Annotated in this window: 26 protein-coding genes; 6 read left to right on the top strand and 20 right to left on the bottom strand. The window is 56.9% G+C overall.

The window, feature by feature from the left end:
• Window positions 1–8: 8 nt before the first annotated feature.
• The 3 genes from E3Z29_RS21835 to E3Z29_RS21825 all read right to left on the bottom strand — a co-directional run bounded on the left by E3Z29_RS21835 (window position 9) and on the right by E3Z29_RS21825 (window position 3,457).
• Window positions 9–1,403, bottom strand: coding sequence for an undecaprenyl-phosphate glucose phosphotransferase (locus E3Z29_RS21835; protein ID WP_134786932.1), 1,395 nt, complete (start codon window positions 1,401–1,403; stop codon window positions 9–11).
• Window positions 1,404–1,793: 390 nt separating this feature from the next.
• Window positions 1,794–2,438 (bottom strand): helix-turn-helix domain-containing protein, encoded by a 645-nt coding sequence (locus tag E3Z29_RS21830; protein WP_096796999.1) that lies wholly within the window; start codon window positions 2,436–2,438, stop codon window positions 1,794–1,796.
• A 278-nt stretch (window positions 2,439–2,716) separates the two neighbouring features.
• Window positions 2,717–3,457 carry a winged helix-turn-helix domain-containing protein gene (locus tag E3Z29_RS21825; protein ID WP_134786931.1) on the bottom strand — a complete coding sequence of 247 codons (741 nt, stop codon included), beginning with the start codon at window positions 3,455–3,457 and terminating at the stop codon, window positions 2,717–2,719.
• 507 nt (window positions 3,458–3,964) lie between these two features.
• On the opposite strand from E3Z29_RS21825, the gene E3Z29_RS21820 reads away from it, so the two are divergent.
• Window positions 3,965–4,798 (top strand): undecaprenyl-diphosphate phosphatase, encoded by an 834-nt coding sequence (locus tag E3Z29_RS21820; protein WP_027611490.1) that lies wholly within the window; start codon window positions 3,965–3,967, stop codon window positions 4,796–4,798.
• A gap of 52 nt (window positions 4,799–4,850) precedes the next feature.
• Here E3Z29_RS21820 and dusA read toward each other — a convergent pair whose 3' ends face one another.
• The gene (dusA, locus tag E3Z29_RS21815) at window positions 4,851–5,825 is read right to left on the bottom strand and encodes a tRNA dihydrouridine(20/20a) synthase DusA (RefSeq protein ID WP_167734158.1); all 975 of its coding nucleotides are present in this window, start codon (window positions 5,823–5,825) and stop codon (window positions 4,851–4,853) included.
• Window positions 5,826–5,964: 139 nt separating this feature from the next.
• Here dusA and E3Z29_RS21810 point away from each other — a divergent pair, with 139 nt between their 5' ends.
• On the top strand, window positions 5,965–7,116 hold the full coding sequence (locus E3Z29_RS21810) for a site-specific integrase (RefSeq protein WP_134786929.1): 1,152 nt from the start codon (window positions 5,965–5,967) through the stop codon (window positions 7,114–7,116).
• Here E3Z29_RS21810 and E3Z29_RS21805 read toward each other — a convergent pair.
• From E3Z29_RS21805 to E3Z29_RS21750, 11 genes are all read right to left on the bottom strand, one after another.
• Entirely contained in the window at window positions 7,091–7,366 is a 276-nt protein-coding gene (locus tag E3Z29_RS21805) for a pyocin activator PrtN family protein (protein WP_134786928.1), read from the bottom strand. The genes E3Z29_RS21810 and E3Z29_RS21805 overlap by 26 nt on opposite strands.
• Window positions 7,367–7,376: 10 nt before the next feature.
• Window positions 7,377–7,628, bottom strand: coding sequence for a hypothetical protein (locus E3Z29_RS21800; RefSeq protein ID WP_134786927.1), 252 nt, complete (start codon window positions 7,626–7,628; stop codon window positions 7,377–7,379).
• Window positions 7,625–9,301, bottom strand: coding sequence for a DNA cytosine methyltransferase (locus tag E3Z29_RS21795; RefSeq protein WP_134786926.1), 1,677 nt, complete (start codon window positions 9,299–9,301; stop codon window positions 7,625–7,627). Before E3Z29_RS21795 ends, E3Z29_RS21800 begins: the two co-directional genes overlap by 4 nt.
• A gap of 286 nt (window positions 9,302–9,587) precedes the next feature.
• Window positions 9,588–9,851: a hypothetical protein gene (locus E3Z29_RS21785; RefSeq protein ID WP_134786924.1), complete on the bottom strand. Its 264-nt coding sequence runs from the start codon at window positions 9,849–9,851 to the stop codon at window positions 9,588–9,590.
• A gap of 80 nt (window positions 9,852–9,931) precedes the next feature.
• On the bottom strand, window positions 9,932–10,228 hold the full coding sequence (locus E3Z29_RS21780) for a hypothetical protein (RefSeq protein ID WP_134786923.1): 297 nt from the start codon (window positions 10,226–10,228) through the stop codon (window positions 9,932–9,934).
• A gap of 47 nt (window positions 10,229–10,275) precedes the next feature.
• Window positions 10,276–12,999 (bottom strand): toprim domain-containing protein, encoded by a 2,724-nt coding sequence (locus E3Z29_RS21775; RefSeq protein WP_177416200.1) that lies wholly within the window; start codon window positions 12,997–12,999, stop codon window positions 10,276–10,278.
• Between the two features lie 6 nt (window positions 13,000–13,005).
• Entirely contained in the window at window positions 13,006–13,239 is a 234-nt protein-coding gene (locus tag E3Z29_RS21770; RefSeq protein ID WP_134786922.1) for a hypothetical protein, read from the bottom strand.
• A gap of 75 nt (window positions 13,240–13,314) precedes the next feature.
• Window positions 13,315–13,686, bottom strand: coding sequence for a hypothetical protein (locus E3Z29_RS21765; protein WP_134786921.1), 372 nt, complete (start codon window positions 13,684–13,686; stop codon window positions 13,315–13,317).
• A complete protein-coding gene (locus E3Z29_RS21760) occupies window positions 13,683–13,973 on the bottom strand; it encodes an ogr/Delta-like zinc finger family protein (protein ID WP_134786920.1) in 291 nt (96 codons plus the stop codon). Before E3Z29_RS21760 ends, E3Z29_RS21765 begins: the two co-directional genes overlap by 4 nt.
• Window positions 13,970–14,443: a YmfL family putative regulatory protein gene (locus E3Z29_RS21755; protein ID WP_134786919.1), complete on the bottom strand. Its 474-nt coding sequence runs from the start codon at window positions 14,441–14,443 to the stop codon at window positions 13,970–13,972. The genes E3Z29_RS21760 and E3Z29_RS21755 overlap by 4 nt, the downstream gene beginning before the upstream one ends.
• Before the next feature lie 29 nt (window positions 14,444–14,472).
• Window positions 14,473–14,685: a DNA-binding protein gene (locus tag E3Z29_RS21750; RefSeq protein ID WP_015634841.1), complete on the bottom strand. Its 213-nt coding sequence runs from the start codon at window positions 14,683–14,685 to the stop codon at window positions 14,473–14,475.
• 84 nt (window positions 14,686–14,769) lie between these two features.
• On the opposite strand from E3Z29_RS21750, the gene E3Z29_RS21745 reads away from it, so the two are divergent.
• The 4 genes from E3Z29_RS21745 to E3Z29_RS21730 all read left to right on the top strand — a co-directional run bounded on the left by E3Z29_RS21745 (window position 14,770) and on the right by E3Z29_RS21730 (window position 18,292).
• Window positions 14,770–15,117, top strand: a complete 348-nt coding sequence (locus tag E3Z29_RS21745) for a helix-turn-helix domain-containing protein (protein WP_134786918.1) — start codon at window positions 14,770–14,772, stop codon at window positions 15,115–15,117.
• Between the two features lie 87 nt (window positions 15,118–15,204).
• Window positions 15,205–15,975 carry a zinc ribbon domain-containing protein gene (locus tag E3Z29_RS21740; protein ID WP_134786917.1) on the top strand — a complete coding sequence of 257 codons (771 nt, stop codon included), beginning with the start codon at window positions 15,205–15,207 and terminating at the stop codon, window positions 15,973–15,975.
• A 446-nt stretch (window positions 15,976–16,421) separates the two neighbouring features.
• Window positions 16,422–17,381, top strand: a complete 960-nt coding sequence (locus tag E3Z29_RS21735) for a P-loop NTPase fold protein (RefSeq protein WP_134786916.1) — start codon at window positions 16,422–16,424, stop codon at window positions 17,379–17,381.
• A gap of 221 nt (window positions 17,382–17,602) precedes the next feature.
• Entirely contained in the window at window positions 17,603–18,292 is a 690-nt protein-coding gene (locus E3Z29_RS21730; RefSeq protein ID WP_134786915.1) for a hypothetical protein, read from the top strand.
• A gap of 39 nt (window positions 18,293–18,331) precedes the next feature.
• Here the strand turns inward: E3Z29_RS21730 and E3Z29_RS21725 are convergent, their stop codons facing one another.
• The 5 genes from E3Z29_RS21725 to E3Z29_RS21705 are packed head-to-tail and all read right to left on the bottom strand — an operon-like array spanning window position 18,332 to window position 23,205.
• Window positions 18,332–19,591: a phage late control D family protein gene (locus E3Z29_RS21725; protein WP_134786914.1), complete on the bottom strand. Its 1,260-nt coding sequence runs from the start codon at window positions 19,589–19,591 to the stop codon at window positions 18,332–18,334.
• Window positions 19,588–20,028, bottom strand: a complete 441-nt coding sequence (locus tag E3Z29_RS21720; protein ID WP_134786913.1) for a phage tail protein — start codon at window positions 20,026–20,028, stop codon at window positions 19,588–19,590. The genes E3Z29_RS21725 and E3Z29_RS21720 overlap by 4 nt, the downstream gene beginning before the upstream one ends.
• A gap of 6 nt (window positions 20,029–20,034) precedes the next feature.
• Window positions 20,035–22,758, bottom strand: a complete 2,724-nt coding sequence (locus E3Z29_RS21715; RefSeq protein WP_134786912.1) for a phage tail tape measure protein — start codon at window positions 22,756–22,758, stop codon at window positions 20,035–20,037.
• Entirely contained in the window at window positions 22,748–22,867 is a 120-nt protein-coding gene (locus E3Z29_RS21710) for a GpE family phage tail protein (RefSeq protein WP_041752072.1), read from the bottom strand. Before E3Z29_RS21710 ends, E3Z29_RS21715 begins: the two co-directional genes overlap by 11 nt.
• Before the next feature lie 8 nt (window positions 22,868–22,875).
• Window positions 22,876–23,205 (bottom strand): phage tail assembly protein, encoded by a 330-nt coding sequence (locus E3Z29_RS21705; protein ID WP_134786911.1) that lies wholly within the window; start codon window positions 23,203–23,205, stop codon window positions 22,876–22,878.
• Window positions 23,206–23,215 lie beyond the last annotated feature (10 nt).

Genomic DNA, 23,215 nt, shown 5'->3' with positions numbered 1-23,215 from the left:
CCCGTCCATCAATAAATATCTTTCGACAACAACGTAAACGGCGTCTTTACCAGGATTTTCAGATCCAGCCACAACGACCAGTTGTTGATGTAATGCAGGTCCATCTCGACGCGGCGCTGCATTTTGTCGATGGTGTCGGTCTCGCCACGGCAGCCGCTGATCTGTGCCAGCCCGGTAATACCCGGTTTGATTCGATGACGAGCCATGTACGCGAGGATTTTCCCCGAGTAGTAGTGGTTGTGCGCCACCGCGTGCGGGCGCGGGCCGACCAAGGCCATTTGCCCCTGCAGCACGTTGAACAACTGCGGCAGCTCATCCAGCGAGGTGCGGCGTATGAAGCGCCCGACCGCAGTAATACGCGAGTCATTACGGCTGGCCTGAACCACTTCACGATCATCGTGCACGCGCATCGAGCGGAATTTCCAGACCTGAATCACCTTGCCGTTCCAGCCGTGGCGATCCTGTTTGAAGAACACCGGCCCCGGCGAGTTGATCTTCACCGCCAGCGCGATGAACAGCAGCACCGGGCTCAGCAGGATAATCGCCAGCAGCGCCACGCCTTTTTCCACCAGACTCTTGCTCAGCGCAGCGGTAGGGCGGCTGGTCAGCGGACTTTCGTTGAGGCAGATCGCCGGCAGACCATCCACGACCTTCACCGAGTGGTTGAGCAGGGTCAGACTGTTCAAGTCCGGCACCCAGACCACATCGACGTTGGCGCCGAGCAAATCGACGTACATCGCTTCGATTTTCGCAGCCTCAGCCAGCGGCAGGGTGATGTACAACCGGCGGATGTCATGGTCTTTGATCAGCTTGAGCAAATCTTCCTGATCACCGACCACACGCGGCGCATCCGAATCCAGGTTCGGCTTCGCGCCATTGCTGACCAAACCTACCAGCGGCAGGTTTTCCACCTGACTGATCTTCTTCGCCAGACCCAGAGCCAGCTCGCCAGTGCCGACGATCAGGGTCTTCTGCGCGCTGGTGCGGGAACGCTGGTAGTACTTGGAAAAGGCATGCAGCGGCGCGTACATCAACGCCTGACCGAGGAAGCCGTAGACCGCCCAGCTCAGCGTCACCTCGCGGGAGAACACTTCGTCGGCCTTGCACACGAACGCGATGCCGGCCAGCGCCACCATGGTCATCGACCAGCCCATGAACAAGCGTCCAAGCCCGGTCAGGTAATTGTCCTGCTTGCGGTACACGCCGCTGAACGTATATGCCGGCACCGAGGCCAATACCGCCAGTGTTGCGCACATGCGGTAATAGAACTCGACGGTGCCTGTGTGCCGTTCAGCCAGTATGAATAACAACGCAACAATGAAAGCCTGCGCCAATGCCCATTGGCCCCAGAAGGTAAGTCCCTTGAGGCCGTTATTTCGATTGATCCGTAGAGAAAGTTCCATGAGATATCCCCAGAAATACGTCCATTCAGGTTTCGACAGTTGAAGTCCGAGTTGCTAGATAGGCTTGTTGTTGTTATTGGACGAGTGTCCTGAGGTAACAACGTCGATAGGCCGAACTGTCGTCAATCAATAGACTAAGTTATTGCCGGAGAGGGTGTCTGACGAGTTCTAACAAGATGGCACAGTGCCAACTTTTTAATAATCAAATACAAGGGTGTTAGAAAAGGTCGCAGAGCGGGGGGTGAATAAATTATGTTGTGTTTGTTACTGTAGGAGGGGTGGAGGCAGGGAGCTATTATTACCAGGGGAGGTGAAGCCAAACAGAGTGCTCTTGTTGTTTTTGTAATCGCACTGTTTTCTGTTTGTTTTGTTCGCGGATATCGGCGGTATTTACGCAACGATTTCCTGGATGAGGCAATAACCGCGGTTTCTTACGGCACGGAACAATCGCTCACCATTACTCGCGTTTTTGAACTTGTCCTGCAGGCGACTCAGGCACATCTCCAGGCCCCGATACTGCTCCGGCTCGCGGCCGATGCTGAGGATCAGGTCATCTCGACTGACTACACGTTCTTCGTGATGGAGCATTTTGCGCACCAGCGCGGTTTCCAGTCCGGTAAGGCTGATCTCGACGCCTTCCTTGACCAGTGCGCCTTGATCGTTGTCCAGATGCCAGGTTTCGTTGCAGGTGGCGGCGTCTTCGATGGCGGCAGTGCGGGTGTCGCTCTCTGCACTTTGAAACGGCTTCGCCGATTGTGCGGACAACCATTCCGATTCGAGGGTGGCCAATATGCGCTGGGTGTCGTGTTCAATCGTGCGGGCAACGTTTTTCCGGGTGCCCCTTGGGTAAGTGAACTCCATCAGCATGGGAGCGGAAGAGGGCGAAGTAGCACCTTCAATAAACATTTGTGCCTGAGACGTGCCAAACGAATTGAAGCGCTCGCTGGACAGAATGCTCTCAAGTTCACGCTGCGACGTTGTACTGTTGGTCACGACGACAAAATATTTTCTTGGGAGGGTTGTACTAGTTTCCATGTCTCTCTCCTAAAATGTGCACCAAAATGGGCGAAAAGGTAAATCGGCAGGCGAGCAATAACTTCCTTGGAAGTAACCGACAGGCAGGGTCTGGGCCCAAAATGGCCTCGATAAATTCCACTCGTTCTGCTGCTATGTTGTTAAGTTTATTGTTATGGTTCGGTGTAGCCGTGCTCATTCAATGGCTTGATTATTAGTAGATTTGAAGTACAACTTGAGCTGTATGGTTGCATATGACGATCCTTCGTGATTATGCAAAGAGGATGGCTGCCCGAGAGTCAGGCAGTCGATATCAGACCCCGCATCAGGCGATAGCCGTAGCCGCGGATGCTCTGAATCGCATTGGTACCATACATGTCCTTGATTTTTCCACGCAAGCGGCTGATGGATTTTTCCAGCGCTCTCGGGTCGTAGAAATTGGTATTGAGCCCCATGATGCTGGCGATTTCATCATGGCTGAGAATGTGATTGCTGGTCTGCGCAAAGGCTTCCAGGATCTTCATCTCGGCAAACGAGATGTCGAGTTTCTGGCTGGCGCCGCCGAGCAGGCAGATGCGCGTCGGGTCGAGCGTCAGATTGATATCTCGCTGCCATTCTTCACTGTTGAAGAATTCACCGAGCAACTCGTCGCCCTCGTCGGAAAGGGTATTGAGTTTGATACAGAAGTCGGCACCGGCCAGGAAGTACTTGATCTTGTTGAAAGCGCCGCGACCGGTTATGACCGCGCAAATGATCGGTTTCAAGTTGTCGGAACGCAGGTTCTCGATCAGCGCAAGATTGTCTTCCAGCGCTTGCGGAGTGTCGATAACGATGAAGATGGCTCGATACGAACCAGAAAGTTCATTGTTATAGGAACTAGTGTACGAACTGGCCTCAAGTGCCATATCAGTGCGTACGTGCTTTGCGATCAGCGCACTAAAATGTTCGGCCACGCCACGGGTACGGCCCAGTGTGAGAACACCGGGTACGTCGTTTGTCGGGCGCGGACTTCTAGTCGCCAAGTTCCCTGAGAGCATCATGCTTTGACTCGAATTAGGTGCTGACATCGGGATGTTAAAGCACCGGTTCTCATCTGTGACTGACAATTGGTAACATTCACGCGATTTTTAGACGTGGCTCCCGAGTTTTCTAACAATAATTAAGCATTTCAAGCTTTTAGTTGATTTTCTCGGGGCTGTGAACTAGTCGTTACATGGTGGCAATGTGGAATTGTGCCACTATTTTGAATCTATGGCGATGGCTTTATTCATGTCCAATTGCCACTGTCGACGATCCTGAGACAATGTGAGCTGGGTCACACTTTATTGGCCAATCGAACTTTTTTCTACTATAGCCCTAAATATTTTTTGAGCAGTTCGTAGGCGGACGTTTATTAACATGGCTTGAGTGTGTCTTTTGATAAGACATATTCTCCGTCGCCTGATCAGGCAATGGGTGTCGCGTTATACCGATTGTTTAACTTCAGATACTCAATTCCTGAATACAGTTGACCGGTCGCTCATCAAGAGCGCTCTGACGGAGGATTAATGGATTTCTGGACCTTTATCCAGGTGTTGATATTGGGCGCGGTAGAAGGCCTGACCGAGTTCTTGCCGATCTCCAGTACCGGCCACCAGATCATCGTCGCCGACCTGCTGGACTTCGGCGGTGAACGCGCGATGGCGTTCAACATCATTATTCAGCTGGGCGCGATCCTGGCCGTGGTCTGGGAGTTTCGCCCGAAGATCTTCGACATCGTCAAAGGCCTGCCCACCCAACGCAATGCGCAGCGTTTCACCCTCAACCTGCTGATCGCTTTCCTGCCGGCGGTGGTCCTCGGCGTACTGTTCGCTGACAAAATCCATCAATACCTGTTTAACCCGATCACCGTAGCCATGGCCTTGGTGGTGGGCGGCATCGTCATGTTGTGGGCCGAACAGCGCAACCACGTGGTGAGCGTCGATCACGTCGACGACATGCGCTGGTCAGACGCGTTGAAAATCGGTTTCGTGCAATGCCTGGCAATGATTCCCGGCACGTCGCGCTCCGGCTCGACCATCATCGGCGGTTTATTGTTCGGCTTGTCCCGGAAAGCCGCCACAGAGTTCTCGTTCTTCCTCGCCATGCCGACCATGGTCGGCGCCGCGGTGTACTCCGGCTACAAATACCGCGACCTGTTCCAGGCCAGCGACCTGCCGGTGTTCGCCCTCGGTTTCGTCATCGCTTTCATCTTCGCCATGATCGCCGTGCGCGGCCTGCTCAAATTCATCGCCAACCACAGCTACGCCGCGTTCGCCTGGTATCGGATCGCGTTTGGCTTGTTGATTCTGGCGACGTGGGTGTTTGGCTGGGTGAACTGGACGGAAGCGGCGGCGGGGTGATGCGCACGCCAGGCGGATCTACCCGCCTGGCGCATTTTACGGAAGGAGGGTATCAACGCCCTTGCAGCAACTCGCCGGCCTGATCCAGCAACGCCAGCGGATCCTTGGCCTTATGAATATCCACCGACAACAACTGGCGGAATTTACGCGCACCCGGGAACCCGGTGCCCAACCCCAGCACGTGCCGGGTGATGTGATGCATCGCGCCGCCCGCCTGCAAATGCTCGGCAATATATGGCCGCAACTGCGCCAGCGCCTCGGCCCGGCTGATCACCGGCGCGCTGCTGCCGAACAACTGCTGATCGACCTCAGCCAGCAAATACGGATTGTGATAAGCCTCACGGCCCAACATCACACCGTCAAAGGTCTGCAAATGCTCATGGCAGGCCTCCATCGTCTTGATCCCGCCGTTCAGCACAATCTCCAGCTCCGGAAAATCCGCCTTCAACTGCGCCGCCACGTCATACCGCAACGGCGGAATGTCGCGATTCTCCTTCGGCGACAACCCCTCCAGAATCGCAATCCGCGCGTGCACGGTAAAACTGGTACACCCGGCATTCCGCACCGTGCCGACGAAATCACACAACTCGGCGTAACTGTCCCGCCCATTGATCCCGATCCGATGCTTCACCGTCACCGGAATCGACACCGCATCGCGCATCGCCTTCACACAATCCGCCACCAACTGCGGATGCCCCATCAGGCACGCACCGATCATATTGTTCTGCACCCGATCACTCGGGCAGCCCACATTCAGATTCACCTCGTCGTAACCATGCTCCTGCGCCATGCGCGCGCAAGCGGCCAGATCCAGCGGAACACTACCGCCCAATTGCAGCGCCAGCGGGTGCTCGGCTTCGTTGTGACGGAGGAAACGTTCGTGATCGCCGTTAAGGAGGGCGCCGGTGGTGACCATTTCGGTGTAAAGCAGGGCGTTCTTCGACAGGAGACGTAGGAAGAAACGGCAGTGGCGGTCGGTCCAGTCCATCATGGGTGCAACACTAAAGCGCCGAGACAGCGTAGGCATTGGTTTTACTGGGCTAAGGCTATGATTCTGTACCATTTTACTCAACGTGTTTTCGGCGTGTTTTAGGGCGTTTTCAAGCGTTTTTCAGGTCTCGGTGGTACGATGTACCACTTCAAAACTGACGCGTACCACTTTCAATATGGCAGCTATCAGGGCAAGAAAACTGGCGGATGGGTCTGTGAGCTACACCGCTCAGATCCGCATCAAGCGTGACGGAGTGCAAGTCTACCAAGAGAGCCAGACCTTCGCCCGGAAACAGGCTGCGCAGGCGTGGGCACGTAAGCGTGAATCGGAACTCGATGAACCAGGTGCGATCGAGCGGGCAAGCCGCAAGGGCGCCACTGCCAAAGAGATGATTGATCAGTACCTGCGCGAAGTCGAAAAAGCGCGGCCGCTGGGCAAAACCAAAAAGGCCACGCTCAGTGCCATCGGCGCCAGCTACTTCGGCAAGCTCAACGATACCGACATCAATACGCAGTGCCTGGTGGACTTCGCCCTGTGGCGGATGAGTGGTGAAGGGGGAGGCGTCCTGCCGCAAACCGCCGGTAACGATTTGGCCCACCTCGGCGCTGTACTTTCCATCGCCAAAGACGCATGGGGCTATCAGGTCGATCCGCTGGCCATGTCCGGCGCTCGGCGGGTGCTGCGCAAACTCGGCTACAACCTCAAGAGTCGGGAACGAGACCGCCGGCCGACACTGGATGAACTGGGCCAACTGATGGCGCACTATGAGGACATGCAGGCCCGGCGCCGAAGCGTCACCAATATGCTGAAGGTCGTAGGCTTCGCCCTGTTCTCCACCCGCCGCCTCGACGAGATCACCCGCATTCGTTGGGCTGATGTAGATGAGCCTGGCCAGCGAGTGTTGGTGCGGGACATGAAGAACCCCGGCCAGAAGATCGGCAATGACGTGTGGTGTTACTTGCCAGATGAGGCGTGGCAAATACTTCAAACAATGCCGAAAGTTGGCAACGAAATATTCCCATACAGTCCCGAGTCTATTTCCACTTCCTGGGCGAAATCCTGCAAGTTTCTGAATATCGCTGATTTGCACTTTCACGATCTTCGACACGAAGGTGTAAGTCGTTTATTTGAAATGGATTGGGATATCCCGCGCGTGGCGAGTGTATCGGGGCACAGAGACTGGAACTCACTCCGACGCTACACACACCTACGCGGCATGGGTGATCGTTATGTGGGATGGGAGTGGCACGAAAAGATATTGAGGGCGCCCGTCCAACTGGGCGCCGCATCAATGAAGTGGCTCAACAGGCGGGTTTTAAGCCGTTGAGCTGATTGTTTTCTTTCACAGCGGCGGCGCGCTGGAGATCGAGATAAGCAGCCAGGTCGCCGATGTGAATGCCCTTCGCGGACTTCTGGCTCGGCTCCAGTCGGGTGATTGGAATCTTGATCTGCCCACTCAGTACCTTGCGCTGAAACATGTCCGGCGTCAGATGAGTGAAGTAGTCCCGGCACACTCGATCAAGCGGGATGATCGCCTGGCCGTCGTACTGGGCCATCAGAATAAAAGCTGTGTTCATGATGCTCCCCTCACATCCGAAACGATTGATGAATGAACCTCGGCCGCGCCACTTCCTCCACCAGATTTTCAGTCCCAGTTTGGACGTCACAGACAAAGCGGTGCCGCTCCCGGTTGGTCGCTGTCAGCGCTTTGGTCAGGCCGGGGATAGCGTCGAGGCATTGCTCGTAGGCGGTATCTCCTTTCCAGCTCTGAGTCGGTAACACCTGGCAATCCGTCCGAGTTGCGTCCGTGCACAGATACAGCAGCAGGAAAACAGTCATAGCGCGGCCTCCTGCTGTGCCACGCTCAGGCCCACCGCTATTGGGCGAACCCAGATCGGCATGCTGTTGAGCATGAAGGTTTCGCCGGAGGCAGCCAGCAACAGCGTGGTACCCATCACATTGGCAATTGCTTCGGCAGCGTATGGCGGCACTGCGTTGCCAATCCGCTCACGCCATGCCTGATCACTCAGACCGTCCAGCTCGAATTGTTCTTCCGGCTCAACCAGGCTTTGTATAGCGGCCAGCTCCAGCGTGGTGAAGGGGCGGTGCCAGGTGCCGTCGAGACTTTCAATCACGCAGGTCAATCGGTCATTTGCCTTTGGCATGCGCGGATCCGCCACCGACCACCGTCCGTTGTCCTGCTTGGCGCTGGCCGATACGGCTCCGCATTGCTCGTTCCAGCCGACAACACCGTAGTGACCGCCAGTCAGGTAGGCATCACCCTTCGTGCGCTTCATACCTGGTCGAGGGTCCTGAACCGCGAATGCGCCTTGCCCGGTGGTGCTGCCGGCGATGACTGTTCCTGTCGATTGATCCCACGACGAAACCAGGTACTTGCCGAAGCCGTCGCCAGGCCGGCGAGGATCAGCAACACTGAATGTTCCCTGCCCGGGCGACTTGACGCCGATAACCGCACCACTGGTTTCATCCCACCGGCGCACGCCGTACTGCTGGTATTGAAGGGATCCTTCCCGGGCGCGTGGATCGGCTACCGAGAACGCACCGTTCGTTGGGCTGCTGCGCCCGGCAACTGTGCCGGCGGTGTCTTGCCATTCATGCACACCGAGGTAGCCCGCACGGTATTCCGGAACGATCACCAGATCACGCAAGTAGCCGTCCTCGATCGCTAAATTATTCAGACTGCGCCAATCTTTGCCGGCGGTGACCAGGGCGAGTCGAACCCATGTTTTCCATTGCAGCGCCGGTACCCGATGCATTGGGCCGGCCGCTTCGATATCGCCGGCGAGCGGCATGCGACCGAGGATCGAGCCGACAGACTTGAGTGTCTTTTTTTCTGGTTCGTACAGAAACGGCGGCACCTTTTCGATGTGACGGGCTACCAGCAGAAAGCGCTTGCGGCTCTGAGCCAGGCCGCCGATGACGCCGCAGTCGTGAGTGGTCTCGGCGACGGCGTAACCGAAGTGCGACAGCACCTTGTTGATCTGGTCCAGCAGATGCCGGCCGCGAGTAGCCAGTCGTGGCACATTCTCGAACACCAACAACGGGACCGGGTCATCCTTCCAGGCTTCCCCAAACAACCAGATGCAACGCAACGTCAGCTCGTTCAGGGCCTGATACTTCGGCGTAAGGCTCATCTTCTCCGACAGCAAGCCTGAGGCGCCTTTGCACGGGCTGGAAATGAACACCGCGTCGGGCCGCTCGTAGTTGGCCGCACGTCGAACTTCCTCAACGGTCGCTTCACGCCAACCGGGTGGCGGCTCTTTCCCGTGGAAGCGCACGTACTGATCGCGAGTGAACAGGTCCAACAGCGTGCCTTTGACCCCGCTCAAACGCTCGAAGTCGGCCAGCCCGGCCGCATCAATGTCGATGCCGCCGATGCACTGCCATTCCGCTTGGACGTTACCCACAACGGGCTTGGATTTATTGAAGCCTTTGGCGCCGCCACCGAGGCCGCAGCAGAAGTGAAAGTGTTTGAGTGTTCGCTTGAGCATGGTGCTTCTTCCTTTGCAGGCGATGGGGGAGTTGCAGCTCCCCGTTGTGCGCCCGGTGATTCAAATCAGCGCGCGTAGCGCCGTGGCTTGTTCTTTTTCGCTTCCGCCTGCGAGGCCATCAGCTCGGCCCACTCGGCAGATTTGCGTTTCTGTCGGATCCGACTACAGGCCTGGTGCTTTCGGGTGGATCGGGCTTTGCCGCAGATGTCGCAACAACTCGGGAGGTCAAGCCGATGGCTCGCCATGGGCGGGCGAGTGCGTACGGCAGAGTTGGGTGAGGCTTGCATCAGGCGTCCCCCAGCAATGCGCGAGTCAGGGCGTTGCGCTCGCCCTGATGAGTCAGCTTGTTCAACGGCTGCACACTGGTTCGGCCATTGCGCAGCTTCACGACCGCCGTTGCGCTGTCTATCTCCGCAATCTTCCCTTCGCGAACGCTCAGACTGACGCTGTGCCCAGTGCTGCGTGCAGCGACGAAAGTCACGTCGTCGCCGACTTTGAAGGCGTTCGTGGTAGCCTTCGTGCCGCCACTACTTGGGTTCTGTGCTTGCATGGTGCTTCTCCTTTGGGGTGGTCGGTGTCGAGGGATTGCAGTCCCTCGGCACCACTTCTTTTGGGGCGTGAACTCATTGATCAGCCGGCGCGGCGAACCAGGTGAATCGCCAAGCCTTTAAGCTGCTCGTTGCCAGCAGCCTCCTTCTGCCACTGCAAAATCTCTTCGATCTGTTTGCTCGAGCAGTCATCGACAAGTAGCGTCCGCTCGCCACGCTCCAACCTGACTTCCATGATTCCGAGCAGGCCGTGGTGCGAATACGCATCCGCATGAATGATTCCGGCCGGTCTGCCTTCGGCCAGTTGCTGCGCCTCGATGGACCTGAGCTTTGTCGTCTTACCCGTGCCGGCGTCGCCGGTGATGACGTGTACTTGCATGGTGCTTCTCCGTTGGAAAGTGCCCAGCGTTGCAGCGCTGGTTGCAGTTAGGCGCTCTGAAAAATCCAGCAGCGCACAGTGGTGGGTTTGTTGAACATCGCGTTGCCGGCGGCCTGTGAGGCGCGAACTGCGCTGTACACCGCCTTGTTGGTTTCAACCCATTTGCGGCTGCGGCTGTTCACCAGCAGCCCTCGCAACGTCTTGAGGTCGGCGAGGTTTTGCCGATGCTCGCTGGCCTTCTCGGCGAACTCGTTGAGGTTGATCGCGATAAGTTTCGGGTCGGTGCTGTGGTTGACCTGCGGGCCTTCGCCCAGGCTTTCGAGGTATTCGAAGACTTCCCAGAACTCCGCAACCAGTGGGTGATCAGCGCTGATCGCGGCTTGCCGCTCCAGTGCCATGGTCATCAGCGCCTGCTGCGTCGTGGCGACGTGGTTGTCATCGAGCGGGCAAACCAAGCGCAAGCAATCGACCAGGGCCATCAACTGGCTGTGGTTCTTGATGATCCGCTCCACGCGGATGTCCTTGAGCTTGCGCAGATGCTGTTCATGAACCACCACGCGTTCGGCAAACTTCGCCATCACCTGGGCTTCAGCACGCACGGCCAGCAGCAGGAAGTGGCTCAGTTGCTCGACCGGGATCAGGTTCAGGTTGTCAGCCGCTGCACGGCTCTCGGTGGTGACTTCCGGACGTGCAAAGTGCGATTTGATAATCCGCGTCAGGATCGCTTCCGACGCGCTGACATCGGCGTTCTGGCTTATCGCAATAGCACCCCGGAACGGCGGTTCGTAGGTCTCGTTGCCGCTGGTTTTCATGCCCTTGGTACCGAGCGTGCCGCCGCCGTAGAAGTCCTTCAGCTCGTCCCAGTCAAAGCCCTTGGCGTGCGCCTTGTCCGGCTCGTTGCGGTCGCCCTCGATCAGCACGACGGGCATGTTGGAGACCTGGCCCATGGCGCGCTGACGGCCGGCGCGGGTCGATTTCGATGGGTCAAAACCTTCATGCTCGCGGCCGAGCAACTTCCACAAGAAAGTCAGCAGCGTGGTCTTGCCGGCGCCGGCCTCACCGGTGACTTCAAGGAACGGAAAGGATTTGTACTGCGCGCGGATCTGCTCGGCGAACAGCGAGCCAAACCAGAAGGCCAGGGCGACGATGCCCTTGGCACCAAAACACAGCCACAGCATCGGCAGCCAGTCTGTCCGGTATTCCTTGGCGTCGCGCTGGATGTGCATGGCGATCGACTTTTGCAGTGTCTTCAGCCGCAACTTGCCGAACTCGAAAAAGTCCTCCTTGTTCACCACGCTGACAATGCCGCCACGGACGGCCAGATCGCCAAACACGTAGCAACTGTGGAGTTTGCTGTAGCCGATGAAGTCGATGGTTTCGACGGTCTTCAGGCCGAACAACTGATCCTTCATGATCTTGTCGAGCTGCTGCCCGCTGCCGGTGAACACGGCGCCGGCGGCCATGCTCAGCAGGCGTTTCTTGAACTCGCTGGCGGCGGCGACCTGGCCACCGGTGAAAGTGTTCTTCACGCTGCCGCTGTCGTGGGGAAAATCGACGCGGAAGTAGTACCAGGATTCGTCGGTGACTTCGTTGCGCTGGAAGTACAGCGCTTGCGGGTAGCAGTTGGCGATTTCGACTACGCCGCCGCATTGGCGCAGGGCCTTGTCGCGGCGCTGCTTGTCGTTCAGCAGTTGGTCTTCGTGGCGCTCGGATGACTCCAGCGCCTGCATGGCCTTGTTGAATTTCTCCAGATCCATCTTGAACCAGTAGAGCCGGCTCTCGAACCCGAAGTGAAACTCGTGTCGCTCGCGCCATTCGTACATCAGGACGCCTTTCTCTGACGCGCTTTCGGCGATCAGTAGAGCGCCGTGGTAGCGGGCGGTATCGAGGTCTTTCTCCCGCTGCTCGGCCCGCTCCGACTCTCCATCGATGAACGCCCAGCGTTGATGCAGGTCGTTCCAATCGACCTTGCGGCCATCGGCGGGTTGGGGGATCTGCGCGGCCTCACACTGATAGCCCAGGCCACGGGACTGACGTACCCAGCGCTTCGTGTACTTGTGCGCACCTGGCTCGTTGTCCAGGGCCCACACCAGCCTCGGCAGCTTCCCGCCACGCAGTCGCGCAAGTTCTTTCAGGGACTCTTCAGGGAAAGCGCCTGACGACATGGCCGACACCGCCGCAACCCCGTGATGCACCAAGGCGATGGCATCGAAAATGCCCTCGACGATCCAGAGCTCGTCGACGGCCAGCAGATCAACGCACGGCGGGCACCACCAAACGCCTTTGTAGCTGTCACCCTTTTTGAACCGAGCTTTCTGCTTGCCGAACCGGTGCGGCCGATCAATCAGGCGCTCCCAGTAACCGCCCTTGTCCAGCGCGAAACGCACAGTGGCACTACCGGCATCCAGCTCCGGAGAGTAGAACGTGTCCTGCGTGTACCAGCCTTGAATAAGCTCAAGCTTGAATCCTCGGGCGAACTCAAGATAGGCCCGAGCAGTCGCGGTCGGATGCTGTTCGGTGGAAGGGGCGCGACCGCTCCAGTCATCAAACAGATCGTCGTAGATTTCCTTGACGTGCCAGGTCTGGCCGCACTTGCTTTCCCGACCGCAGATGATCAGCCACGGGTTGTTGTGATTGGTGTACAGCTCCTTCTTGTTGCAGGCGGGGCACTTGCCGCCCCGCATGTAATCGGTAAGCGGCCGGTGCTTCAGCTCGTAGTCGCTCTCAAGGCGGCGCAGTACTTCGGCGCGTAGTTTGTCTTCCATCTTCATCGGGGCTTACTTCACTTCGCCGAGGCTTTGTTTGAGGGCGCCAATCAGGCGTTTTTGCGCGGCCATCACCGGGAAGGCCGTCAGCAGCGATCCGTGCCGCAAACCCTCGGGGATCATGCGAAAACGATCGTCATACCAGTACTCGTTGAACTGCACGGAGTACTGCGCGCGCAGTGCCTGGAGCAGGGCTTCGGCCTGCGCTCGGGGCAGTTTTGCGGTGACGGCGATGTCGATTTCCATGATCCACCTCGGATTTCAGGCAAAGCTCACCCAAACCCACGGGAAGCGGGGCAGGGCGGGGTGTTTAAAAGGGAGTTACTGAGGGTGGTGCTTGTGCGCGGAATCGCGCTGGGCCAGCAGGGTCTGCGGCAGCAGCCTTGCCGGTACCGGGTAGCGCAGATCAGCCCGGATATCGATCAAGTGCACGACCGTGCAGCCGGGGCTGTTTCCCCAGTCCACGCCGATCCATTTGCGCTGCTTGATCACCTGCAATTCTGTCCAGGCGTTGTGCACCAGTCGCTCCGCCATGAATACAGGTACTTCCAGCGACGTGGCCAAGTGGCGAACGCAGTTTTCGTAGAGCAGGTCCGAGTCCACCAAGTACTGCGCTTCGTGCCGTTGCAGATAAGCGAACGCGGCGCGTTGCATGCTGCTGCGGTAGTCGTGGGTCAACTGTTCGTGATTCATTGCGCACACTCCATTTCCATTTGGTCGAGCAGGTCGGGTTGATCGTTGGCGGTCTTCATCGCGGCACGACGCAGAGCGACGTCGGCAATGGGCAAACGCACCGATGGGTTTGCCATGCCACTGGGGCTCATTTCGTGAGTCATCTCGAACTCGGCACGCACCGACCAGCCGCAGGCCTCGTTGGTGCATTGCAGGTAGGCCACCCGCAGGAAAATGTGTGTGCCTTCGCTGGTGCGGATACGCATGCGGCCGAGACAGTGCGGGCAAACCAGTTTGTAAGTACTCACCCGGCGAACCCCCGACCATGCAATTGAATGGTTGCCAGCACTTCGGCGTAGCGGGCAGACATGTACTTCATAAGGGCGGCGATGATGGTTTCCGCCTCTCCCGGTTCAATGACCCCGTCGTCTAGAGCCTTGGCAATGATCTGGTCAACCATGCCGCGTTTGGCGGCAGCTCTCACCGAACGGTTGTACAACTCAACGTTGTCCAAGGAGGCAGGGACTGCCACTGGCACAAACATGCCGCCGTACTTGCCGGCGATGTAGTCCGCCAGATACGAGGTCCCAGCAATTTGTTCGAGGCGGTAGACGTGGTCGTCACTCAGTGGACGGCAGCCGGCGCTCTCGTAGGCTTGGTTGTCGAACTTCTTGATCGACATACCGAGTTGTGCGGCGGCGTAGAGGCGACCGCCTGGATAGGCGCCTATGACTGCGCTGATCACGTCTTTCCGGTTGGCTAGAACTGAACGTTTCATCTTCTGGTTTCCTCCCTGAGCCAACCGGCCTAGTTTGTGACGACGCCGTCTTTGATTCCGAGTAGTACCGCGGCGCGGTGAGATTCGCCCCGAAGGCATTTCTTCTGTCCGTTCAACACGGCATACACCGTGGACGGGGTGAGGTTGTGCTGATCGGCCCAGTCCTTGGCCGACAGACCCTGATGCGCGAGCCTCTCGCGGGCTTCCTTGCACGCTTGCTCCGTGGGGTATCCGTTCGGCATAGTCTCGTTTCGTGTGATTTCGTGTGATGACAGGCGAAGTATTTCCCATGCATGTGGGAATGTCAATTCGCTGTGGAGACATTTGTGGGAATTGGTGATCGCCTAAAAGAAGAGCGCGAGCGGCTGGGCTTCAACCAGACCGAGTTCGCGGCGAAGGCTGGTGCCTCGAAAAACAGCCAGTACAACTACGAGAAGGGCGAACGTAGCCCGGATGCGACCTACCTTGCGGCTGTGGCCGATCAGGGTGTCGATGTGTTGTATGTGGTGACCGGTGAGCGCAAGCCCACGACTGCTGAAAGCATCAATGCCGACGCGGCCAAATTTCTTGAGCTCTATCAGCACGTCACTGACTTGGATCGTGAAGTGTTGTTGCGCATGGTTTCGGCCTTTGCGAAAGCCGCAAGCATTGATGGGAGAAAGGAAAACGACTGATCTGGTCAAGCGCTGACAAGGTAAGTGGAAGCAACACGCCGGCCACGATGGCCGGCTTTTTCATGGATATAGAAAGGAGCGGTACGAATGGCCTTGAAGCCCTGTAAGTCTTGCAAGCACAAAGTTGATGTCACCGCGAAAGTTTGTCCGAGCTGTGGTGTCGCTGATCCGGGTATCACATTCCTCGGAAAGGTCGCCGGGTTTGTCTTTCTGATAGTCATCATCGGTGTGACAGTTTCGATGTGTTCAGGCGGCACCAAAGACAAGCCCGTCGAGAAGGTCACGCAGAGTGTTGCGCCGAAATCGTATTCGATCACGAAGGACGATTTTCAAGAGGGGCGCCCTCGTAAAGTCGAGGTTCTGCTGCCAAAGCGCTTGAGTGATGCGGAGCTGGCTGACGTGGCTAAGGCAGTTCGCGTAGACACAAAAATTAAGGCCAAAGCGACTTTCATCGGCTTCAGAGTCGAAGGGCAGACCGACAAGGCTTACTGGGCCAACGCCAGTTTTGACCCGGACTACAAGAGTTCTCTGATTGGCTTAAGCGCAAAAGACTACCAGGCGTTGAAGGCGCTGGACCTTGCTGGTTATCCGGACAAAGTCGGCAGTTGGCTGCGTGACGGAGCCCTCGGCCATGTGATGGTGCTGTACAAGCGCAACGGCAAATACGCCATCGATTCGATTTTTCCAAGCGGCGGAAAAAACACAAACAGCTATCAGGCAAAAAAGCTTCCTGACGGTGGGTTGCGCCTGGATGAACCCGGAAACAGTTTCGGCGAGTACTACGTTGTTGACGCCAGGGGGAACCTGCAAGGGTGGGGAGAAAACGGCGTGTACATGACGCTGCCGCCGGCACTGTAAGGGCCGGCGCAACTGCTGCTTACACTTCCAACGTGGTGTGTAGCTCGGAGAGTAACCATCTCGGTGGCGACATCCATTCAGACCAGGCCTAAATGATTTAGTGGGGCTGGTGGCACAGGAAGACGTGCTGAGAATGGGTGACTCCCGGGCGGTTCAGGTGCTGCGAAAAGCACCCCGCCCATCACAAGGAAATGGAGTACGCACGATGGAAAACCTTACCCCTTTGGAGCACCTTTTTTTGCACCTTCTGGCAAAGCTGAATGACCAGCAGCGTCAGGATGTACTGAGGATCATGGAGGCGTTTGCGCAGTCATCAGAGTAAGGGAGTTTGGAGGTGGCTCCGGCAATCATTCCGGAGCTGTTTTTTATATTTGTTCTCTTTTTTATTGGTTTTTTAGTGAAAACGTCGATTGTTACTGCTTGATTTATAATTTTGGTGGCAGAAAATGAATGATTTTGAAGAAGTAAGTTCTTATTGGTCTGAAGTTTTAGGTGAGTATTTCAACTCAAAGAGAAGTGGTGCTCTGGCTATTACCGGAGAGTGGGGGAGCGGGAAAACCCATTTGTTCAAAAATACAATAAGAAAAATAATTGAAGGTGGAGGGAGGAAGTGTTTGTATGTTTCTCTGTATTCTTATGGGATTTCGGGCAAGGGGTTGGACGATTTTCTAATAGAGGAATTGTCTGGTATAAAAGACGTTGATGATAAATCGAAGAATGGAGCTGGTGCGCTGCTGACTGGTTTGTTTACAAGTATTACTTCTGATCCCAAAAGCGCTGGTGTAATCGGCGCAGCGGTGATGGCAGTTGGAGGCGCAGTTAAGAAAAGAATAATTGATGCTCTTGAAGATTATGTGTTGTGTTTTGATGATCTAGATAGATTGTCCGAGTCAAACTTTCTAAAGGCATGGTCGGAGATCAATTACTTCTCTGAGTTTAAGTCTCGTAAAGTTATTATACTTTTGGATGAGACGAAGATTTTCCACGGGTCAGTGCATGCGGCTATTTACGAAAAGAATATATGGAGGGATGTTCCAATCAGGATGTCCTGTTCGGATGCTCTGAAGCTTTCGTTAGAAATGGTCTGTGCTGATTTAGCTGAAGAGTTGTCCGCCGTTGTAGATACGCATTTGATGCCGATCGTTAGTTTTTTTGATATTAAGAATGTAAGGACTATTTCCACATCTTTAGAGTTTCTTAAGCGAATTCATCTGTATAAAGTGTCAATTGGATCTGAGAAAATTGTTAATTCGCACCGCCTGAAAATGCTATATCAGGTTGTGTTTCTTGCTTCTCTTACGTCCAAATTGCGTGGTAAAAAGACAGCCGAGCAAAAGGCGACTCTGCGCAGTATTTGCAATGGTTATTATGATCGGCAGCTCTATATATCGATCGATGCAGGATAGAAAATCAGTTGTTTTGACTGATGAAGACGTTTTCATTCAATCCTTACCCTCGCTGGTTTGTAATGGTTCTTCAGAATTTAGTTTTGTGCTTGACTATGTTTTATTTGATAAATTAGAGGTTGATGATCTCAAAAAAATCGCTCGTGGTTTCTGAAGGTTATACTGACTACTCAAATCGTCCCATATGTAAGTTGTACGAGCGATTGCTTGATCGAACAGAAATGAGTGAGGCTGAATACATCGCATACTTCAATGAGGTTATTGATGCGGTTCGAAATCCAATGCCGGGTGTTTGTAATGTTAAAAACCTTGCAAATATTATTTCTGAGTTTTCATATGATTCAAGTATGGGTGGGACTCCAGTACCGTTAGATCAGCTGTTGGATATTTTTCAAGAGTCGGTTGTCAAGTGGCGAGAACTATTAGGAGCAGATGGCTACGACTTTGAAGTGGCAGGAGACGAGTTTTTTTATGTGCGACAGGGGAAGTCGTATTCTCCTGAGCTTGATGAGCTAATGACGAAATTTGATACTGCGATTAGGGATTACGAGTCGGAAAGAAATTATATTCAACGCTTGAGTGGTTGGAGCGATGATAAGGAGCTCAAAATGTTCCGAGAGTTGGCTGATAGCTTTGAAATGCCTTTATTTAAGTATGTTGATATTGATGAGTTGAAAGCTTTTTTGAGTTCGGCGAGTGGGGCGACTTTGCTGAAGTTTAACTCGATAATTCGAAAAAGGTTTTCAATGGGTGGCGCTGTGTTGGTTATCCTTGAGGAACGCGATGTTCTTTTGAAGTTGAAACTAATGTTTGAGGATGGTACGGGTTTTGGATTCAGGCGGGTTCAGTTTTCGGAGGGGTGTCAGGCTGTGGACGCCGCAATAAGGCATATCGATCGTTTCGAGAAATAAAATATTGGGTGAGGAAGTCAGCCGCTTCCTCACCCATGCTCAATTTCCCTTTAATCGCGCCCATTCGCGAACAACGGCCCGCTTGGCAGTCTTCTCCGTAGCGTACAACCAACGCAATCGTCGCGGCTTGCTCTGATCCCCAGCCGTCACGGTCTTCTCCTTTCCTGTCTTGTCGCGGTAGTACGCGATGATCCCTGTGAAATCCCCCTTGTTCTCTTCCGCCAGATCCTCAACGGTATCTTCCGGCAGCTTGCTTTCCAACTCCAGGCTGACGGTGTAACCGTTGTCCGCACTGAGCGTGTGCTGCACGTTGCCGCCATACCAAATGATTTCGTCGATCTCCGGCTTCACCCCTTCAAGCGTGTAGGTCAGCTCTGGGATCAGATCCGGCCGGCCTATGGCCAGGGTATAGCTGAGTGTCGCGCTACCACGTTGCAGCCGGTTGAACTCGGCCCGTGCAGCACGCAGGGCTGACTGCCGGTCGCTGTAGGTATGGCGCAGATCCTTCAGGTTCTCGCCACCGCCGGCAATTGCTTCCTGTTTCTTGGCACTGTTCACGTCGTAGAAGTACGCCCGCACGCCGTCGTAGCTATCGCGGTCAGCTTGCAGGTACCGGTGCTGGTCGCCATCGGCGCGGGTGAGGGTGATGTGGGGCAGTTCGGCGCCGCTCGCAGTCTTGCCGCCGCCGGCGGGCAGGCACAGCAGGCAGCCAGCCTTGACCGTCACCACGGCATCGAATTCTTCACCGACGCGGCTGATCAGGTTGGCGTCGGACTCATTGGCCTGGTCGAGCTGCAGGATGGGCAACCCGTCGAGGGCGCCGGCAATGGTGGCGGTCAGGCCGTTGCCCAGGGCGATATCACCCAGCACCTCGCCGAGCGTGGTGTTGCTCCAACTACGTTCGCGTTTGGTCTTCAGGCCCTTGCGCAGATCGGCGGAACGCGCGCGAATGCTCAGCACGTCCGGCGCGCCGGAGTGTTCGGTTTCATCGACGGTGTAGGTGCCTTTGTCCACCAGGCCTGTGTCACTCCAGCCCAGCCACAACCGAACCACCGCGCCCTTAGGCGGGATGGCCAACAGCCCATCGTGGTCGCTGAGGGTTATGCTGAGTTGATCGGCCTCGATGCCTCGGTTGTCGGTCAGGTCCAGGCTCATCAGGCGCGGGCTGATCAGTTGGGCGATATCGTTGCCATCCACGGTGATGCGAAACGCCGGCACCGGGTAGGCTGCCTCGCGTTTGTAGCGCTCGATGGTCTTGTCCAGAAAACCGGTGACGCGGGATAGGGCGGAATCGATCACAGCAGCGCCCTCATGATGCTGACGCCGGCGCTGGTACCGGCGCCGATTAGGTCAATTCGGTCGTCATCGATGCGCTTGAGGCTGAGGGTGAATTCGATCCGGCGCGGGGTGCCGTCGCGGAAGAAGATTGTCTTGGTTTCGCTCAGGCTTTCGATGATCCACAGGCCGTATATCCGGCCGCTACCCTCGACCATGGGCCACGCCTTGCCGGTGTTGGCCATCAAGCGCAGGGCATCGAGGCTGAGGGCGCTGCCGGCGAGTTCCGGCAGGATGATGCCGGGCAGGGTGATGGAGTCATCACCACGGCCGACGAACTGGCGAGCGGGCGCGGCGCCGACGCGGTTGGTGCTCGCATGGCGCCATTCAGTCTGGCGTTGCAGCTCCTGATAGGCGGCGGTGGAAAGGCTGAAAACGAACATGCCCAAGGCGAGCATCATGGCGGGTTACTCCAGGTCGGACAGTTTGCTGCGCTGGCGGGCGTTCTTTTCGCTGGAAACGCGGGCCAGCTCGGCGCGCACGGCGCGGGCGATGGCGCGTTCATCCATCCCGGGCGTGGTGTGGATGTTGATTTCGTAGGTGTCGTGGCTGTCGTAGGCTGCGGCCGGCGCCGGACTGATGGGGGCGCGATTGTCGATCGACACTGAGGAGGATGCAGCGGCACCGGTCGGCAACTGCGGTAACCCGATGGCGCCCAGCGGCCCGGCCACGGCGCCGAGCGCACGTTGCCCGGCAGATATGACCTGCTTACCCATGTCGGTGACGGCACCCAGTGGGCCGTCCTGGCCACCCTCCAGACCTTGGGTCAGACCGGCCATAGTGAAGCCGCCGAGCGCCGTGAACACGCGTGACGGGCTATGGATGCCGAGCTTTTCCTTGAACATGTTGATGGCCGAATCAGCAATCGAGCTGACGGCGTTGGTGATCTGGCCCAAGCCTGCGAGCAGTCCGTTGACCAGGCCGTTGACCAGCATGTTGCCGAACTCTGTGAAGCGGCTCGGCAGATCCACGCCGAGGTAACTCATCACGCCGGCGAAGGCCTGGTAGATCAAACCAATGGGGCTGAAGTTGGCCAGCGTGGTGAGGATGCCGCCGATGCCTCCGCTGAATCCGGCTTTGATCTCTGTCCAGGCATTGGCGAAGTAGAGCTTCACCGCGTCCCAGTTGGTGTAGATCAGGTAGGCCGCGCCGGCGAGGATGGCGACCACTGCGCCGATGGCCAGAGCCACCGGGTTGGTAGCGAGCCCCCACATGGCGATGCTGACGGTACGCAGGGCGGTCACCAATGCGCCGCTGAGCGTGCTGGCGAGCAGTCGAACGCCCTGACCCAGCAACGGGAACGCATTGCGTGCCAGGCCGGTGATGGTGGGGAACAGCTTCTGCATGATTCGCAGCGTGCCACCACCCTGCATGCCGAACATCGCCATGCCGTAGCGAACCACGGCAAACGGGCCGAGCAGGCTGGCCATGCCTATAGCCAGACCACCGAACACGAACGACAGGCCTGCGACCAGAGCCACGACTTTGACCAGCCCGCCGGCAAGTTTAGGATTCTCCCGCGCCCAGGCGCCAACCTTGTTCGCGACTTCGCCCAAGGTGTTGATCAGCTCTTTCAGGTCGGGCGCGACAGCGGCGCCGAACTCGGCCATGGCATTGGTGAAGCTGCCCTCGGCGGCTTCCATGACGTTGGTCAGGGTGCTGAGTTGTTCATTGACGCGGGTGCGCAGGTCGGCCTGGTTCTGGAGCTTCTGCTGCACCTCTTTGTAACCCACCAGCCCCTTGTTTATCATGGTGTTGAGGGTGGTCATGGTCTCCGAGTCATCACCGAACAAGTCTTTGATGGTCTCGGTACGGTCTTCGTCGTTGAGCGTCTTGAGTTTTTCGACCTGGGCGAACAGGTTCTCCAGACCGGCGAAGTTACCTTTCTTGTCGGTGAACTTGAACTGAATCTTTTGGCCTTTCAGTTGGCGGATCTTGTTGACGTCGTCAACCTTGTCCTTGTTCAAACCCGCCTGGAAGATTTTACGGAACGCGTTACCGGCGGCGCCGCCTTCCATGCCGGCCTGGTCCATCATGATCAGCAGCGGTGCCAGTTCGTTTGCTGCCTCGATCCCTGACTTCTTGATGGTGTCCATCACCGGGGCGATCTTGCTGAAGCCCTGGAGCATGTTGGTCGAGTCAACGCCCGAGTAGAAACCCCGCTGGATGGTATCCATCAGCGCCATCATGTCTTTCTCGGTGGTGCGCGTGGCGTCCTGCATCTTGGCCGCGAACTCGGCGGCTTCGGCTACCGGCATTTTCAATTGCACGCCCAGGTACGCGGCCGCTTCGCCGGTACCGCCGAGGATGCTTTGCGCGCTGAGACCTTGGCGCCGAAGCATGGTCATCATTTCTTGAAAATCAGCAGTGGTGCCAGGCAAGCGGTCGCCGAGTTTTGTGGCGAGGTCGGTGATCTTCTGGAAGTCCTCGGCCACCTTGCCGGTGTTGTCCATCATCGACACTTTCAATTGCGTCGCAGAGTCTTCGTTCGGGGCGAACGCTTCAACGGTCTGTTTCAGCGGGCGACTGATCGCATAACCCGCGCCCAAACCGGCGGCGCCGTTGACGGCCATGTCGCTGGCCAGACTTTGGGTTTTCTCTAACCTGCTGCGCTCTATTGCCATTCGCTTCTGTTGCGCATTCAGGGCTACCAACCGTTTGCCTTGTTCGCTGATCGTGGCATTGGTGGCGCCGATCTGCTCGCGCAGCTGGCGTTCGTGGGTGCCGAGGTCTTTGGTGCTGATCCCTGCGCTGTACAGCTTCGAACGCAGGGTCTGCAACTGTTCGGACTGCTGCTGGTGCTGTTCCTTGAGCCGCTGTGCCTCGCGCACGGCCGTGCGGAAGTCCTTGGCCATGGCCTTGGTCGGAACACCGGTGGCAGCAAACTGTTGGCTGAGTGCCCGGACTTTGTCGCGGGCTGAGGTGAGGGCGGTTTCGGTCTGCTCAGCGGCGGCGCGCTGGGTGCGCCAGGCGCTGACGTCTTTCTGTTGGGCGTTGAGTTCTTTGAGGCGGTTGCGGGCGTCTTTGAGTGCGCGGGCAGCACCGATGCTGCCCTTGTCGATTGCCTTCAGGGGGCCGCTTGCGCGGTCGATGGCGTTGAGCAGCACCTGAAGTTTTAGATCATTCGCCATCGGTGGAACTCCGCACCCTGGCGCGCTCGCGCCAGTCCATCAGTTCTTGCAGGCCCAACTGGTCCATGTCAGCCGGCGCCCAGTGAAAGACCACGGCCAGATCGGCCATGGCGTCTTCTACGCAACGAGGGAGGCGTCCATCCTCACCGACTTCTGCAACAAAAAATGGGCGACCTTGTTGCCGCAAGCGAGCAGGTCGGCCGGGTCCATGCCGGCGGCTTCCGGTGCGGTGATGCTTGGCGAGGTGATGCGTGGCAGTACCTTGAGCAGGGCGCCGACATCGAGGTTCAGCAGATCCACCAGGTGGACGCCGCGCAGCTCGCCGGACTGAGGTTTGCGCAGGGTGAGGCTGTCGATCTGATTCTTGCCGCGCAGGATCGGCGTATCGAGGAGGACGGTGTTGTCGTCGACTGCTGGCAGGGTTTCGACGGTGTTTTCGGTTTTCATGGAATGCTCC

The organism is Pseudomonas sp. S150 (assembly GCF_004526365.1).
In the GTDB taxonomy this organism is placed as follows: domain Bacteria; phylum Pseudomonadota; class Gammaproteobacteria; order Pseudomonadales; family Pseudomonadaceae; genus Aquipseudomonas; species Aquipseudomonas putida_A.
This window is presented reverse-complemented; position numbering and strand designations above follow the sequence as displayed.

What these genes read in the sequence shown, in the direction of transcription:
- E3Z29_RS21835 (WP_134786932.1), bottom strand. Translation starts at nt 1,403, where the DNA reads ATGGAACTTTCTCTACGGATCAATCGAAATAACGGCCTCAAGGGACTT.
- E3Z29_RS21830 (WP_096796999.1), bottom strand. Translation starts at nt 2,438, where the DNA reads ATGGAAACTAGTACAACCCTCCCAAGAAAATATTTTGTCGTCGTGACC.
- E3Z29_RS21825 (WP_134786931.1), bottom strand. Translation starts at nt 3,457, where the DNA reads ATGATGCTCTCAGGGAACTTGGCGACTAGAAGTCCGCGCCCGACAAAC.
- E3Z29_RS21820 (WP_027611490.1), top strand. Translation starts at nt 3,965, where the DNA reads ATGGATTTCTGGACCTTTATCCAGGTGTTGATATTGGGCGCGGTAGAA.
- dusA (WP_167734158.1), bottom strand. Translation starts at nt 5,825, where the DNA reads ATGCCTACGCTGTCTCGGCGCTTTAGTGTTGCACCCATGATGGACTGG.
- E3Z29_RS21810 (WP_134786929.1), top strand. Translation starts at nt 5,965, where the DNA reads ATGGCAGCTATCAGGGCAAGAAAACTGGCGGATGGGTCTGTGAGCTAC.
- E3Z29_RS21805 (WP_134786928.1), bottom strand. Translation starts at nt 7,366, where the DNA reads ATGAACACAGCTTTTATTCTGATGGCCCAGTACGACGGCCAGGCGATC.
- E3Z29_RS21800 (WP_134786927.1), bottom strand. Translation starts at nt 7,628, where the DNA reads ATGACTGTTTTCCTGCTGCTGTATCTGTGCACGGACGCAACTCGGACG.
- E3Z29_RS21795 (WP_134786926.1), bottom strand. Translation starts at nt 9,301, where the DNA reads ATGCTCAAGCGAACACTCAAACACTTTCACTTCTGCTGCGGCCTCGGT.
- E3Z29_RS21785 (WP_134786924.1), bottom strand. Translation starts at nt 9,851, where the DNA reads ATGCAAGCACAGAACCCAAGTAGTGGCGGCACGAAGGCTACCACGAAC.
- E3Z29_RS21780 (WP_134786923.1), bottom strand. Translation starts at nt 10,228, where the DNA reads ATGCAAGTACACGTCATCACCGGCGACGCCGGCACGGGTAAGACGACA.
- E3Z29_RS21775 (WP_177416200.1), bottom strand. Translation starts at nt 12,999, where the DNA reads ATGAAGATGGAAGACAAACTACGCGCCGAAGTACTGCGCCGCCTTGAG.
- E3Z29_RS21770 (WP_134786922.1), bottom strand. Translation starts at nt 13,239, where the DNA reads ATGGAAATCGACATCGCCGTCACCGCAAAACTGCCCCGAGCGCAGGCC.
- E3Z29_RS21765 (WP_134786921.1), bottom strand. Translation starts at nt 13,686, where the DNA reads ATGAATCACGAACAGTTGACCCACGACTACCGCAGCAGCATGCAACGC.
- E3Z29_RS21755 (WP_134786919.1), bottom strand. Translation starts at nt 14,443, where the DNA reads ATGAAACGTTCAGTTCTAGCCAACCGGAAAGACGTGATCAGCGCAGTC.
- E3Z29_RS21750 (WP_015634841.1), bottom strand. Translation starts at nt 14,685, where the DNA reads ATGCCGAACGGATACCCCACGGAGCAAGCGTGCAAGGAAGCCCGCGAG.
- E3Z29_RS21740 (WP_134786917.1), top strand. Translation starts at nt 15,205, where the DNA reads ATGGCCTTGAAGCCCTGTAAGTCTTGCAAGCACAAAGTTGATGTCACC.
- E3Z29_RS21735 (WP_134786916.1), top strand. Translation starts at nt 16,422, where the DNA reads ATGAATGATTTTGAAGAAGTAAGTTCTTATTGGTCTGAAGTTTTAGGT.
- E3Z29_RS21730 (WP_134786915.1), top strand. Translation starts at nt 17,603, where the DNA reads ATGAGTGAGGCTGAATACATCGCATACTTCAATGAGGTTATTGATGCG.
- E3Z29_RS21720 (WP_134786913.1), bottom strand. Translation starts at nt 20,028, where the DNA reads ATGATGCTCGCCTTGGGCATGTTCGTTTTCAGCCTTTCCACCGCCGCC.
- E3Z29_RS21715 (WP_134786912.1), bottom strand. Translation starts at nt 22,758, where the DNA reads ATGGCGAATGATCTAAAACTTCAGGTGCTGCTCAACGCCATCGACCGC.
- E3Z29_RS21710 (WP_041752072.1), bottom strand. Translation starts at nt 22,867, where the DNA reads ATGGCCGATCTGGCCGTGGTCTTTCACTGGGCGCCGGCTGACATGGAC.
- E3Z29_RS21705 (WP_134786911.1), bottom strand. Translation starts at nt 23,205, where the DNA reads ATGAAAACCGAAAACACCGTCGAAACCCTGCCAGCAGTCGACGACAAC.